Below are 13,550 nucleotides of genomic sequence, written 5' to 3' on the forward strand. Positions count from 1 at the left end.
GTCGCCGCAAACGGCCCGGCAGGCTCTACACTCGCCGGGACGCGCGCGCCAGTGTGCGGCCTTGGTTTCCCTTCTTCAGGAGCGACGCAGTTGAAGAGCATCTCGATGGGCTGCGGCCTGTTGCTGGCGATGAGCGCCACCGTGCAGGCGCAGACGCCTGTCCCCGCCGCGGCCCCCGCACCGGCCCCGGCCGCATTGCCGCCCGGGCTGCAGGATCTGGACGCGCAGGTGGAGCGCGTGCGCAAGCAGTTCGAGGTGCCCGGCATCGCCATCGCCATCGTCAAGGACGGGCAGGTGGTGCTGGAGCGCGGCTACGGCGTGCGCGAACTCGGCAAGCCGGAACCGGTGGACGCGCAGACCCTGTTCGCCATCGCCTCCAATACCAAGGCCTTCACCTCCGCCGCGCTGTCGATCCTGGCCGACGAAGGCAAGCTCAAGCTCGAGGACCGGGTGGTGGACCACCTGCCGTGGTTCCAGATGTCCGACGCCTACGTCACCCGCGAAATGCGCGTGCGCGACCTGCTCAGCCATCGCAGCGGCCTGAGTCTGGGGGCGGGCGACCTGCTGTTCTGGCCGGCCACCAGTTACAGCAACGAAGAGGTGGTGCGGCGCCTGGCGCATGTGCCGCTGAAGGGCGGTTTCCGCGACCGCTACGCCTACGACAACATCCTGTACGCGGTGGCGCAGAAGCTGATCGAGCAGGTGTCCGGGCAGAGCTACGCCGAGTTCGTGCGCCAGCGCATCTTCGTGCCGGTGGGCATGACCGGCGCGCGCATCAACAGCGACCACCTGCAGCCCGGCGACGAGGCCGCGGTCGGCCACGCCAAGTTCGACTTCCGCGAGCTGCGCACGGTGGCGCCGCTGACCTGGTCCAACAATTCCGGTGCCGGCGGCATCTACGCCAACGTGCACGACATGGCCAAGTGGATGCAGGCGCAGCTCGACAGCGGGCGCCTGCCGGCGGCCGATGGCCAGGCGCGGCAGTTGTTCAGTGCGCAGCGCCAGCAGGAGATGTGGCAGATGATCACGCCGATCGCGATCTCCGAGCCGAGCGTGCCGGAACTGCTGCCGGCCAGGCCCAATTTCGCCGGTTACGGCGAGGGCTGGAGCCTGAGCGACTACCGCGGCGCCAAGCTGGTCTGGCACACCGGCGGCTGGCCGGGCATGGTCTCGCGGTTGACCCTGGTGCCGGAGCGCAAGCTGGGCGTGATCGTGCTGACCAACCAGGAAGTCGGCGCCGCCTTCAACGCGATCACCCTGCGCGTGCTGGACGCCTACCTGGGCGCGCCGGCGACGGACTGGACCGCCGCCTACGCCAAGGCCGTGGCCAAGGCCGACGCCAATGCCGACGAGGACTGGGCCAAGCACGTCGCGGCGCGCGACGCCAAGTCCACCCCGTCGCTGCCGCTGTCCGGCTACGCCGGCACCTACCGCGACCCGTGGTACGGCGACGTGGTGGTGCGCCAGCAGGGCAAGCGCCTGGAGCTGCAGTTCAGCAAGACCGCGCAGTTGGTCGGCACCCTGGAGCACTGGCAGCACGACACCTTCATCGTGCGCTGGCGCGACCGCTCGCTCAATGCCGATGCCTTCATCAATTTCGCGCTCACGCCCGACGGCAAGGTACGCGAGGCGCGCATGCAGGCGATCTCGCCGCTGACCGATTTCAGCTTCGATTTCCAGGATCTGGTGCTGACGCCGGTGGAGTGACTGCTGGGAATCGGGAATGGGGAATAGGGAATGGTAGGAGCGGCTTCAGCCGCGACCGGGCTTCCTCGGTGAAGCCCGGTCGCGGCTGAAGCCGCTCCTGCGAGGGGGAACGATGGAGGAGCCACTGTCGCGAATCCCCAATCCCAAACCCCCAATCCCGGCGCTACCGCGTCGCGACTGAAGCCGCTCCCGCAAGGGAAAGCGATGCGCACGGGCAGCCGCTTTTACGATTCCCCATTCTCCATTCCCCATTCCCAGCGTCACGAAGTGTGACGCCGAATACGCTACCCTGACGCCCCTTTTTAGGCGTGACGTGGCGATGTTCCGCTGGTTCGAGTCCCTGATCGAGGTCTTCCCGAAGATCGAGACGCAGATGCCGCCGCGTGGGGTGGTGCGCTTCTATCTGCATTACCTGCGTCCGCTGTGGCCGCTCTTGCTGGCCACGCTGCTGGCCGGTCTCGCGTTGGCGCTGGTGGAAGTGGCGATGTTCGACTTCCTCGGCCGCATCGTCGACATGGTCGCCGAGCAGCCGGGGCCGGACTTCTTCCAGCGCCATGCGGGCGAGCTGCTGTGGATGGCGTTCGTCGTGCTGCTGGCGCGGCCGCTGTTCGTGGCCCTGCACAACCTGCTGGTGAACCAGGCCATCGTGCCCGGCCTGAGCAACCGCGCGCGCTGGCTGATGCACAACTACGTGGTGCGGCAGAGCCTGGGCTTCTTCCAGAACGACTTCGCCGGGCGCATCGCCAACCGGGTCATGCAGACCGGCACCTCGCTGCGCGAGTCGGCGGTGCAGATGGTCGATGCGCTCTGGTACATCGTGGTCTACACCGGCAGCGCGCTGTACCTGTTCGCGCAGGCCGATCCCTGGCTGATGGCGCCGCTGCTGGTGTGGGTGCTGGCCTACGTGGCGCTGATGGTCTACTTCGTGCCGCGGATGAAGCAGCGGGCCTGGATCGCCTCGGACGCGCGCTCCAAGGCGATGGGCCGCATCGTCGACGGCTACACCAACATCGCCACGCTCAAGCTGTTCTCGCATGCCGGGCGCGAGCAGGCCTACGTGCGCGAGGCGATCGACGAGCTGGCGGTCAAGCACCGCGGGCAGACCCGCATGACCACGGCGATGGACAGCGCCATCGCCATCATCAACGGCTTCCTGATCGCGGTGACCTGCGGGCTGGCGCTGTGGCTGTGGAGCCGCGGACAGATCAGCGTGGGCGCGATCACCCTGGCCACCGGCCTGGTGATCCGCATCCACAACATGTCCGGCTGGATCATGTGGACGGTCAACGGCATCTTCGAGGACATCGGTGCGGTACAGGACGGCATGGAGACCATCGCGCAGCCAGCGCAGGTGCAGGATCGCGCCGACGCGGTGCCGCTGCGCGTGGAGCGCGGCGAGGTCCGCTTCGAGCACATCCACTTCCACTACGGCAAGCGCGGCGGGGTCATCGCCGGGCTCGACCTGCAGGTGCGCGCGGGCGAGAAGATCGGCCTGGTCGGGCCGTCCGGCGCCGGCAAGTCGACCCTGGTCAACGTGCTGCTGCGGCTGTACGACCTGGAGCAGGGCCGCATCCTGATCGACGGCCAGGACATCGCCGGCGTCACCCAGGAGAGCCTGCGCCAGCAGATCGGCCTGGTCACCCAGGACACCTCGCTGCTGCACCGCTCGATCCGCGACAACCTGCTGTACGGCCGCCCCGATGCCAGCGAGGCGCAGCTGCGCGCGGCGGTGGCCAAGGCGCGCGCCGACGAGTTCATCGAACAGTTGCAGGACGGCGAGGGCCAGCGCGGCTACGACGCGCAGGTCGGCGAGCGCGGCGTGAAGCTGTCCGGCGGCCAGCGCCAGCGCATCGCCATCGCCCGCGTGCTGCTCAAGGACGCGCCGATCCTGATCCTGGACGAGGCCACCTCGGCGCTGGATTCGGAAGTGGAGGCGGCGATCCAGGACAGCCTGGACGAACTGATGGCCGGCAAGACGGTGATCGCGATCGCCCACCGGCTCTCCACCATCGCGCGGATGGACCGGCTGGTGGTGATGGACCGCGGCGCCATCGTCGAGACCGGCACCCACGCCGAGTTGGTCGCCCGCGGCGGCCTGTACGCGCGGCTGTGGGCGCGCCAGACCGGTGGCTTCGTCGCGGCGGACTGACGCGGCTCGCCATCCAGGATGGCCGGCGACGGCGCGACATCGGTGTCGTGCCGCCAGGGCAGGGCGGCGCCGGGTACGCGCCGCGGCATGATCCTGGGCGGGGCCTGCGCTGTGCGTGCCCGACGCGCATCCGACCAGCCGACCGTGGTGTTCCCTGGGCGGCGCACCGCCAGGCGGTTCGGCGCCGACGGCCCGGCAATGCGACAATGCCCGGCTTACCGAGATTCGCCAGACCATGTCCCGATTGCAGTTCCAGCTCCACACCACCGACGGCGCCGCGCGCCGCGGCCGCCTGACCTTCCCGCGCGGGACGGTCGAGACTCCCGCGTTCATGCCGGTGGGCACCTACGGTTCGGTCAAGGGCGTGCTGCCCGAACAGATCAAGGCGCTGGGCGCGCAGATCATCCTCGGCAACACCTTCCACCTGTACCTGCGCCCGGGCCTGGACGTGATCGGCGATCACGGCGGCCTGCACGGCTTCGCCCGCTGGGACGGGCCGATCCTGACCGATTCCGGCGGCTTCCAGGTGTTCTCGCTGGCGCACCGACGCAAGATCAGCGAGCAGGGCGTCACCTTCGCCTCGCCGACCGACGGCGCCAAGGTGTTCCTGGGGCCGGAGGAGAGCATGAAGATCCAGCGGGTGCTCGATTCGGACATCGTGATGATCTTCGACGAGTGCACTCCGTACCCGGCCACCGAGGACGTGGCGCGGCGCTCGATGGAACTGAGCCTGCGCTGGGCGCAGCGCTCGCGCGACGCGCACGACGCGCTGGGCAACGACGCCGCGCTGTTCGGCATCGTCCAGGGCGGCGTGCATGCGGACCTGCGCAGCCGCTCGATCGAGGGCCTGCAGGCGATCGGCTTCGATGGCTACGCGATCGGCGGCCTGGCGGTGGGCGAGCCGGAGCACGAGCGCAATGCCATGCTCGAGCACCTGCATCCGCGCCTGCCCGGCGACCGCCCGCGCTACCTGATGGGCGTGGGACGCCCGGAGGACCTGGTCGAGGGGGTGGCCCGCGGCGTGGACATGTTCGACTGCGTGATGCCGACCCGCAACGCGCGCAACGGCCACTACTTCACCTCGTTCGGCACGGTGCGCATCCGCAACGCCAAGTACGAGCGCGACCTCGATCCGATCGAGCCGGGCTGCGGCTGCCATGCCTGCAGCAGCGGCTACACCCGCGCCTACCTGCGCCACCTGGACCGCTGCAACGAGATGCTGGCGCCGATGCTGGGCACCCTGCACAACCTCTGGTACTACCAGAAGCTGATGGCCGACATGCGCGCGGCGATCGCCGCGGGAACCTTTGCCCAGTTCCGGCGGTCCTTCTATGCGGCGCGCGGGATGGAAGCCACGCCACTCCCAACGGAGCACGGATAAGCCCCTCTCCCCCCGGGAGAGGGGTTGGGGTGAGGGTTCGGGCGCAGCCTCGTGTTGTTCGGGAGGGGTTGGGGTGAGGGTTCGGGCGCAGCCTCGTGCAGTCGAAAGGATACGAGGCTTCGCCCGTACCCTCATTCGCCGCTGCGCGGCACCTTCCCCCGAGAAGGGGGCCGCGGGTCCCGCAGGGAGAAGGGAGGGGCGCGGCGGCCGTTCCGGGGGGGCAAGGGGAAGATCGTGGCATAATCGGCGGCTGCTTGCTGCCGCAAGGCAAACCAGCGGTCCGTGCCCCAGGGCGTCGGGCTGCCCAAACCATAGGACGTACCCGATGAATCCGCTCGATTTCCTGATTCCCGTCGCCCAGGCGCAGACCGCTGGCGGCGCCGCCCCGGCCGGTGGTGGCCTGCAGATGTTCCTGCTGCCCATCATCCTGATCGCGGTGATGTATTTCGTGATGATCCGGCCGCAGATGAAGCGCCAGAAGGAACACAAGTCGATGCTGGACAAGCTCGGCCGCGGCGACGAGGTCATCACTTCCGGCGGCGTGGCCGGCGTGGTCACCGACATCGGCGACAACTTCATCACCATCGAAGTGGCCGACAACGTGCGCATCCGCGTGCAGAAGGGCGCCGTCGGCAATGTCCTGCCGAAGGGCACGCTGAAGTCCGCCTGATCCATTTCTCCTACTGCTAGGCGCGACGCCGGCGTGGCGTCGTGCGGGGTCCCGCAATGCTCGAGTTTCCGCGCTGGAAGTATGTCCTCATCCTGATCGTGCTGGCGTTGAGCGCGTTGTACGCGCTGCCCAACGTGTACCAGAAGGATCCGTCGGTCCAGATCACCGCCAGCCGCGGCGGCAAGATCGACGACGCCCTGCGCGAGCGGGTCCTCGCCGACCTGAAGACGGCCGGGATTACCCCGAAGCTGGTCGACAAGGAAGGTGACAGCCTGATGGTGCGCCTGCCGAACCTGCAGGCGCAGACCCGTGCCAACGACGTGCTGCGCCAGCAGGTGGGCGAGAACTACACGGTGGCGCTGAACCTGGCCTCGACCGTGCCGGACTGGCTGTCGCGCCTGGGCGGCAAGCCGATGGTGCTGGGTCTTGACCTGGTCGGCGGCGTGCACTTCGCCCTGCAGGTCGACCAGAAGGCGGCGCTGGAAAAGCGCCTGGACGCCTTCGCCGAGGACATCCGCACCACGTTGCGCGACAGCCGTCTGGCCTACCGCTCGGTCGAGCGCCGTCCCGACAACAGCATCCAGGTCAGCCTGGGCGAGGGCGTCGATGCCAGCGCCGCGCGCGCGGCCATCGCCAAGGCGCAGCCGACCCTGAGCTACGCCGTGTCCGGGCAGACCATCACCGTGACCGTGCCCGAGGCCGAGCTGAAGCAGATCGCCGCTGGCGCCATCGAGCAGAACCTCACCACGCTGCGTAACCGCGTCAACCAGCTGGGCGTGGCCGAGCCGATCATCCAGCGCCAGGGCGACGACCGCATCGTGGTCGAGCTGCCGGGCGTGCAGGACACCGCCGAGGCCAAGCGCATGATCGGCGCCACCGCCACGCTGGAATTCCGCGGCGTGGTCGACGGCAACGCCGAGGACGCGGTGCGCAGCGGCAACATCCCGCCCGACGCCAAGGTCTACCGCCTGCGCGACAGCGGCGCCCCGGTGCTGCTGAGCAAGCGCGTGCTGGTGTCCGGCGACCAGATGGTCAACGCCACCGTCAGCACCGACCAGAACGGCATGCCGGCCGTGGCGGTCACGCTCAACAACGCCGCTGGCCAGCGCATGTTCGACTACACCAGCGCCAATACCGGCAAGCTGATGTCGGTGGTCTACATCGAGCGCATCCCCACCGTGACCATGGTCGACGGCAAGGAAGTGCGCAGCGTGCGCGTCAACGAGGAGGCGCTGGCGCCGACCCGCATCGCCGGCGTGTTCGGCAAGAACTTCCAGACCACCGGCCTGGAGAAGACCGAGGCCGAGAACCTGGCCAAGCTGCTGCGCGCCGGTTCGCTGGCCGCACCGATGGACTTCGTCGAGGAATACGTGATCGGCCCGAGCCTGGGCGCAGAGAACGTCGAGCGCGGCATCACCGCCGTGGTCTACGCGTTTCTGTTCACCCTGGTGTTCTTCAGCGTGTACTACCGCATGTTCGGCCTGATCACCTCGGTCGCGCTGCTGATGAACCTGCTGATCGTGGTCTCGGTGATGTCGCTGTTCGGCGCCACCATGACCCTGCCGGGCTTCGCCGGCCTGGCGCTGTCGGTGGGCCTGTCGGTGGACGCCAACGTGCTGATCAACGAGCGTATCCGCGAAGAACTGCGGCTGGGCGTACCGCCCAAGTCGGCGATCGCGGCCGGTTACGAGAAGGCCGGCGGCACCATCCTCGACGCCAACCTCACCGGCCTGATCGTCGGCGTGGCGCTGTACGCGTTCGGTACCGGCCCGCTGAAGGGCTTCGCGCTGACCATGATCATCGGCATCTTCGCCTCGATGTTCACCGCGATCACCGTGTCGCGCGCGCTGGCGGTGCTGATCTACGGCCGTCGCAAGAAGATCAAGTCCGTGGCCATCTGAGCCACGCACGCCACCTTCCGCACGTCCCCGCGCCGACAGGCGCGGGGTCCAAAAAAACGCAGAGCGGTCTCCAATGAAAATCTTCCCGCTTCACCTGATCCCCAACGACACCAAGATCGACTTCATGCGCTGGCGGCACCCGACCCTGGTGCTGATGCTGGTGCTGGCGCTGGCCTCGTTCGCGGTGATCTTCGCCAAGGGCTTCAACTACGCGCTGGAGTTCACCGGCGGCGCGCTGGTGCAGACCAGCTTCCAGAAGCCGGTCGACGTGGACCAGGTGCGCGAGCAGCTGGCCAAGGCCGGCTTCGAGAATGCGCAGGTGCAGAACGTCGGCAGCGGCAACGAGGTGGTGATCCGCCTGCAGCCGCAGGGCGAGCACAACAACGAGGACATCACCAAGAACCTCGCCGAGCAGGTGCGCAAGGCGGTGAGCACGCCGCAGAACCCGGCCACGGTCAAGCCGGGCGAGTTCGTCGGCCCGCAGGTCGGCAAGGACCTGGCCTTGAACGGCGTCTACGCCACGGTGTTCATGCTGGTCGGCTTCCTGATCTACATCGCCTTCCGCTTCGAGTGGAAGTTCGCGGTGGTGGCCAGCCTGACCGCGCTGTTCGACCTGTTGGTGACGGTGGCCTACGTGTCGGTCACCGGCCGTGAGTTCGACCTGACCGTGCTGGCCGGCCTGCTGTCGGTGATGGGCTTTGCGATCAACGACATCATCGTGGTGTTCGACCGCGTGCGCGAGAACTTCCGCAGCCTGCGCGTGGAGCCGATCGAGGTGCTGAACCGCTCGATCAACCAGACCTTGTCGCGTACGGTGATCACCGCGGTGATGTTCTTCCTGTCGGCGCTGGCGCTGTACCTGTACGGCGGCGAGTCGATGGAAGGCCTGGCGCTGACCCACATGATCGGTGCGGTGGTGGTGGTGGTGTCCTCGGTGATCGTGGCGGTGCCGCTGCTGTCGATCGGGCCGTTCCAGGTCACCAAGCAGGACCTGCTGCCGAAGTCGAAGGACGTCGAGGCGCTGGCGCGCAGGCCCTGATGGGGCCGGGAGTGGGGATCCGGGTTTGGAGATTCGTGAAAGCGTGACGTCCTGGGCCTGAAGCACTCCCTCCTGCGAACGAAAAAGCCGCGCGGATGCGCGGCTTTTTCTTTGTGCGGACGCTGGGGGCATCGGGTGGGTGCAGCGCGACGTCGGCCGGGTTGCCGTGCGTGGGATGGGGCCGTCAATGACGGTCCCATCCCCTCCGTGGCGTGCGTGCCGCGCAGGGCGTCCGCGCTACGTCGCGTTGGCGGTGGCGCGGGCCACCAGTTGCGCCACCATCGGATAGGTCTCGCTGCGCACCTGGAACTGGCCGACGATCTCCACCAGGTCGCCGGCCTGCTGCTCCATCGCGCGTGCCGCGGCAGTGGCTTCCTCGACCAGGGCGGCGTTCTGTTGGGTGGTCTCGTCCATCTGGGTGACGGTGTGGTTGACCTGCTCAATGCCGGCCGACTGCTCCTGTGAGGCGGCGGCGATCTCGCCCATGATGTCGGTCACGCGCTGCACCGAGGCCACGATGTCCTGCATCGTCGTGCCGGCCTGGGCGACCAGCGCCGAACCTGCGTTCACGCGCTCGACCGAGTCGTCGATCAGCGTCTTGATCTCCTTGGCCGCGCTGGCCGAGCGCTGGGCGAGGGTGCGGACCTCGCTGGCGACCACGGCGAAACCGCGGCCCTGCTCGCCGGCGCGTGCCGCTTCCACCGCGGCATTGAGTGCCAGGATATTGGTCTGGAAGGCGATGCCGTCGATCACGCCGATGATGTCGGCGATCTTCTTCGAGGCCGCCTCGATGCCGTCCATGGTGGTGACGACCTGTCCGACCACCGTGCCGCCCTGCGAGGCCACGGAGGCCGCGCCGGCGGCCAGCTGGTTGGCCTGGCGCGCATGCTCGGCGTTCTGCTTCACCGTGGCGGTCAGTTCCTCCATCGATGCGGCGGTTTCCTCCAGGCTGGCGGCCTGCTGCTCGGTGCGGCGCGACAGGTCGTCGTTGCCGCTGGCGATCTCGCCCGCGGCGGTGTCGATGCTGGCCGCGGCCTGCTGGATGCGGCCGACCATGTCGGTCAGTTGCGCGACGGTGGCGTTGGCGTCGTCGCGCATCCGCGCGAACACGCCGTGGAACTCGCCCTGCATGGTCTGGGTCAGGTCGCCGGCGGCGATCGCGCGCAACAGCTGCGACAGCGCCGCCAGATTGGTCTCGGTGCCCGTCATCATCGTGTTGAGGTTGGCGACCATGCCGCGGAAGGCGTGACGGAAACGCTGATCATTGCCGCGGCGGGAGAAGTCGCCCTGCGCGGCGGCGCGCACCAGCAGGTCGATCTCGTCGTTGATCGCGCCGAGATTGCGCTTCACCTTGGCCATGGTCTCGGTCAGGATCGCCTTCTCGCCCGGGAACTGCTCCAGGTCGCGGCTCAGATCGCCTTCGGCATACTCGCCCATCAGCGCGATCAGCTGCTGCTTGACCGAGATATGGCTGTGCACCAGGGCATTGGTGTCGCGGACCATGCGCCCGTAGTCGCCCGGGAAGCGTGTCTCGTCCATGCGGAAGCTGATCCGGCCGGCGTCATGCTGCTTGGCCATCTCGGTCTGCGCCTGGATCACCGTGCGCAGTTCCTCCTGCATCTGCCGCATGTCGTTGAGCAGCGACGGCGCCTGGGTGCGCAGGCGTACGTCCTGCGACAGGTCGCCGCTGGCGATGCGGCGCACCACGTCGGCTGCGTAGGCGGGCTCGCCGCCGAGCTGGCGCATCAGGCTGTTGCGGACCAGCAGGCCGAGCAGGATGGCGGCGACGATACCGATCAGCATCCCGCCGAGGCTGGTCCATTCGCCCGACTGCGCGCGCGCCTCGCTCTCGGCCTTGCGCACCTGCAGCAGGGCGCGCTCGGCGTTCTCGTACTGACCGATCGTGTCGCGCAACCCGTCCATCTGCTGCTTGCCGACGCTCCGGAACGCGTCCAGCTGGGCGTCGTCGCTGTCGGCCGCGGTGGTGCGCATGTGCTCCACCGCCTTGCGCTTGGTCGTCATGAACTGCGTGTAGTCCTGCATCAGGGTCTGCAGGCGCGCCTGCTGCGCCGCGTTGTCCGCGGTCAGTTCCTTGGACTCCTGCCACTGTGCGCTGAACTCGCGTTCGCCGAGTTCGAGTGGCGCCAGGTAGGACGGATCGCGGGTCAGGGCGAAGCCGCGCGCGCCGCTCTCGATGTTGAGCAGGCTCACCAGCATTCGGTCGCCGAGGGTGATGACCTTGTAGGTGTGCGCGTCCAGCGCTGCCGCGCTGGTGAACTTGCGGAAGCCGATCAGGCTGGTGATGCCGACCAACAACAACATGGCGATCACGCCGCAGAAGCCGATTGCCAGGCGCTTGGTGACGGTGAGATGATGGAAGGACACGCGAGATCTCCGGAAGATGCGAGAGAGCGGCGCTATCGGCTCCATTGCCGCAGGGACGGCAATGCAGGCACGGATCAGCGGGGAAGTTCGGGCAAAGACCCGCATCGGTATCGGCCGCGTTCCGTGGATCTTTAGGGCTGCGTTCGCCGATTGCGTCGGGCGCATCGCACATGCCGTTTTGCCTGCACGTAGCGCGTCGTGTGCCGTTTTCTACGCAAGCGCCGATCAAGCAGGAGTGAAGCGCGCAGCGTCCAATGCGTGAGTGCGGTGTGACGGAAAAACGGCCCGTGCGTTCTGCGTTCGACGGGATTTCCTGGATGGCGGCTGGTCTGCGCGAGGCCAGGCGGATGCTGCGAAAGGACCTGTGCGGAGGTCGTGCGCCGGTCCGATCGGCGGATGACGGACATAAAAAAAGCCGCGCGAGTGCGCGGCTTTTCTGTTGTTGCGGTGTCGCTGCGCCGGCGTAGCGCCGGTCGCCTCGCTCAGAACTTCGCGTCGAACTCCCCGGCGAAGCCGGTATTGACGATCAGCTTCTGCAGCGCGTCGCCGACCTTGAGGTTGCCGGCGACCACCTGGAACTGCTGCGGGCCGCGGTCGTCGATGCGGCCGAGGGTGCCGCCCTTGAAATCGGTGACGCGGCCACCGGCCTCGCGCACCAGCAGCACGCCGGCGGCGATGTCCCAGGCCTTCACGCCGGCTTCGAAGTAGGCGTCGCTGCGGCCGCAGGCCACATAGGCCAGATCCAGCGCCGCCGAACCGGTGCGACGGATGTCCTCGGCCTGCACCAGCAGTGCATCCACGCACTTGAGCTGGGGGCTGGTGCGCTTGCGCTCGCGCGGCGCGAAGCCGGTGTGGACCATGGCGCCGTTGAGTTCCTTGCGCTCGCTGACACGGATGCGGCGGTCGTTGAGCACGGCGCCGTTGCCGCGGCTGGCGGTGAACAGTTCGTTGCGGAGCGGGTCGAAGATCACCGCGTCGACCGGCTCGCCGTTCTCGACCAGGGCGATCGACACGCAGTAGTGCGGGAAGCCGCGCAGGTAGTTGCTGGTGCCGTCGAGCGGGTCGATCACCCACATGTAGCGGCCGCCGCCCTGCACGCCGCTTTCCTCGCCCATCACGCCGTAGTCGGGGTAGGCGCGGCGCAGCTCCTTGACGATCACCTTTTCCGCATCGGCATCGACTTCGCTGGCGTAGTCCATGCGGTCCTTCTGCACCACGTTCAGTGCTTCCAGGCGGTTGATGTGGCGCAACAGCACGTTGCCGGCGAGGCGGGCGGCCTTGACCATGACGGTGACGGCGGGTTTTTGCATGGCAAGCGCTCCCGAGAAGGCGGAGGTGGGTCTGGAGGAGGAAAAGAGCAGTCCGGCGCCAAGGCCGGCCGCACAGTTTACCATCTACGCCCCCGTTCGCTTCGCCTGCCGTGCCGCCATGACCGATTCCCTCCGTATCCGCTTCGTCCTGGTCGGGACCCAGCACCCCGGCAACATCGGCGCGGCGGCGCGCGCGATGAAGACCATGGGGCTGTCGCGGCTGGTGCTGGTGGCGCCGGAATGCGAGCTGGAGACCGAGGCCTACCGGCGTTCTGCCGGGGCCGAGGATCTGTTGCAGCAGGCGCCGGTGCTGCCGGCGCTGGCCGACGCAGTGGCCGATTGCCGGTTGGTGCTGGGTTGCACCGCGCGCAGCCGCCGCGTGTCGCTGGAGGAGTTGCTGCCGGCCGATGCCGCGCAGCGCCTGACCGCCACCAGCGCCGAACCGGCGGAGGTGGCGCTGGTGTTCGGGCGTGAGCGCACCGGCCTGACCAACGAGGAACTGCAGTTGTGCCATGCGGCCGTGCACATTCCCTCCGATCCGGCGTTCAGCTCGCTCAATCTGGCCGCGGCGGTGCAGGTGCTGGCCTACGAACTGCGCCTGGCGCAGCTGCGCGGCGCCTCCCCCGCGCCGGCGCCGGCACCGGGGTTCCGCGAGGCGCCGGCCAGCCACGCACAGGTGGAAGGGCTGTTCGGGCAGTTGGCCGAGACCCTGGACGATATCGACTTCCACAAGGGCCGCGCCCCGGATTCGGCGATGCGCAAGTTGCGCCGGCTATTCCTGCGCACCGAGCTGACCGAGCAGGAAGTGCGCCTGCTGCGCGGCGTGCTGTCCGATGCGCAGCGCATGGCGCGACTCGCCGGGCAGGCCGGAAACTGAGGCCAGGCAAGGCGCGAAGGCCTCCATCGCGGCGCGCGCGCCGACGCGTGCGCCCAGGGCGGACTGCATGCGCGGCAGGCGCCATTCTGTGACGCTGTCACCGGCATGCGCTTTCGGCTAGGCTTTGCAAG

The 13,550-nt window shown here is 68.3% G+C and carries 9 protein-coding genes; 7 read left to right on the forward strand and 2 right to left on the reverse strand.

The features are described from left to right. Positions 1-90 precede the first annotated feature (90 nt). The 6 genes from SLW55_RS12255 to secF all read left to right on the forward strand — a co-directional run bounded on the left by SLW55_RS12255 (position 91) and on the right by secF (position 8,847). Positions 91-1,707 (forward strand): serine hydrolase, encoded by a 1,617-nt coding sequence (locus tag SLW55_RS12255; protein ID WP_267099598.1) that lies wholly within the window; start codon positions 91-93, stop codon positions 1,705-1,707. 319 nt (positions 1,708-2,026) lie between these two features. Continuing rightward, positions 2,027-3,856 carry an ABC transporter ATP-binding protein gene (locus SLW55_RS12260; protein ID WP_152180669.1) on the forward strand — a complete coding sequence of 610 codons (1,830 nt, stop codon included), beginning with the start codon at positions 2,027-2,029 and terminating at the stop codon, positions 3,854-3,856. Between the two features lie 235 nt (positions 3,857-4,091). Further along, the gene (tgt, locus tag SLW55_RS12265) at positions 4,092-5,237 is read left to right on the forward strand and encodes a tRNA guanosine(34) transglycosylase Tgt (RefSeq protein ID WP_026144018.1); all 1,146 of its coding nucleotides are present in this window, start codon (positions 4,092-4,094) and stop codon (positions 5,235-5,237) included. Between the two features lie 325 nt (positions 5,238-5,562). Continuing rightward, entirely contained in the window at positions 5,563-5,907 is a 345-nt protein-coding gene (gene yajC, locus SLW55_RS12270) for a preprotein translocase subunit YajC (RefSeq protein WP_017910689.1), read from the forward strand. 56 nt (positions 5,908-5,963) lie between these two features. Next, positions 5,964-7,808: a protein translocase subunit SecD gene (gene secD / locus SLW55_RS12275; protein WP_320745205.1), complete on the forward strand. Its 1,845-nt coding sequence runs from the start codon at positions 5,964-5,966 to the stop codon at positions 7,806-7,808. A gap of 73 nt (positions 7,809-7,881) precedes the next feature. Then, on the forward strand, positions 7,882-8,847 hold the full coding sequence (secF, locus tag SLW55_RS12280; RefSeq protein WP_017910687.1) for a protein translocase subunit SecF: 966 nt from the start codon (positions 7,882-7,884) through the stop codon (positions 8,845-8,847). Positions 8,848-9,084: 237 nt separating this feature from the next. Here the strand turns inward: secF and SLW55_RS12285 are convergent, their stop codons facing one another. Both SLW55_RS12285 and SLW55_RS12290 read right to left on the reverse strand, forming a co-directional pair. After that, the gene (locus SLW55_RS12285) at positions 9,085-11,232 is read right to left on the reverse strand and encodes a methyl-accepting chemotaxis protein (protein WP_267102940.1); all 2,148 of its coding nucleotides are present in this window, start codon (positions 11,230-11,232) and stop codon (positions 9,085-9,087) included. 482 nt (positions 11,233-11,714) lie between these two features. Continuing rightward, positions 11,715-12,542 (reverse strand): inositol monophosphatase family protein, encoded by an 828-nt coding sequence (locus SLW55_RS12290; protein ID WP_026144017.1) that lies wholly within the window; start codon positions 12,540-12,542, stop codon positions 11,715-11,717. Positions 12,543-12,660: 118 nt separating this feature from the next. Here SLW55_RS12290 and SLW55_RS12295 point away from each other — a divergent pair, with 118 nt between their 5' ends. Beyond that, positions 12,661-13,419, forward strand: coding sequence for an RNA methyltransferase (locus SLW55_RS12295; protein ID WP_320745206.1), 759 nt, complete (start codon positions 12,661-12,663; stop codon positions 13,417-13,419). Positions 13,420-13,550 lie beyond the last annotated feature (131 nt).

Source organism: Xanthomonas sp. LF06-19 (assembly GCF_034105425.1).
Classification (GTDB): domain Bacteria; phylum Pseudomonadota; class Gammaproteobacteria; order Xanthomonadales; family Xanthomonadaceae; genus Xanthomonas_A; species Xanthomonas_A sontii.

Bases quoted from the DNA above. Each gene is read 5' to 3' on its own strand.
- SLW55_RS12260 (WP_152180669.1), top strand. From the start codon at position 2,027: ATGTTCCGCTGGTTCGAGTCCCTGATCGAGGTCTTCCCGAAGATCGAG.
- tgt (WP_026144018.1), top strand. From the start codon at position 4,092: ATGTCCCGATTGCAGTTCCAGCTCCACACCACCGACGGCGCCGCGCGC.
- yajC (WP_017910689.1), top strand. From the start codon at position 5,563: ATGAATCCGCTCGATTTCCTGATTCCCGTCGCCCAGGCGCAGACCGCT.
- secD (WP_320745205.1), top strand. From the start codon at position 5,964: ATGCTCGAGTTTCCGCGCTGGAAGTATGTCCTCATCCTGATCGTGCTG.
- secF (WP_017910687.1), top strand. From the start codon at position 7,882: ATGAAAATCTTCCCGCTTCACCTGATCCCCAACGACACCAAGATCGAC.
- SLW55_RS12290 (WP_026144017.1), bottom strand. From the start codon at position 12,542: ATGCAAAAACCCGCCGTCACCGTCATGGTCAAGGCCGCCCGCCTCGCC.
- SLW55_RS12295 (WP_320745206.1), top strand. From the start codon at position 12,661: ATGACCGATTCCCTCCGTATCCGCTTCGTCCTGGTCGGGACCCAGCAC.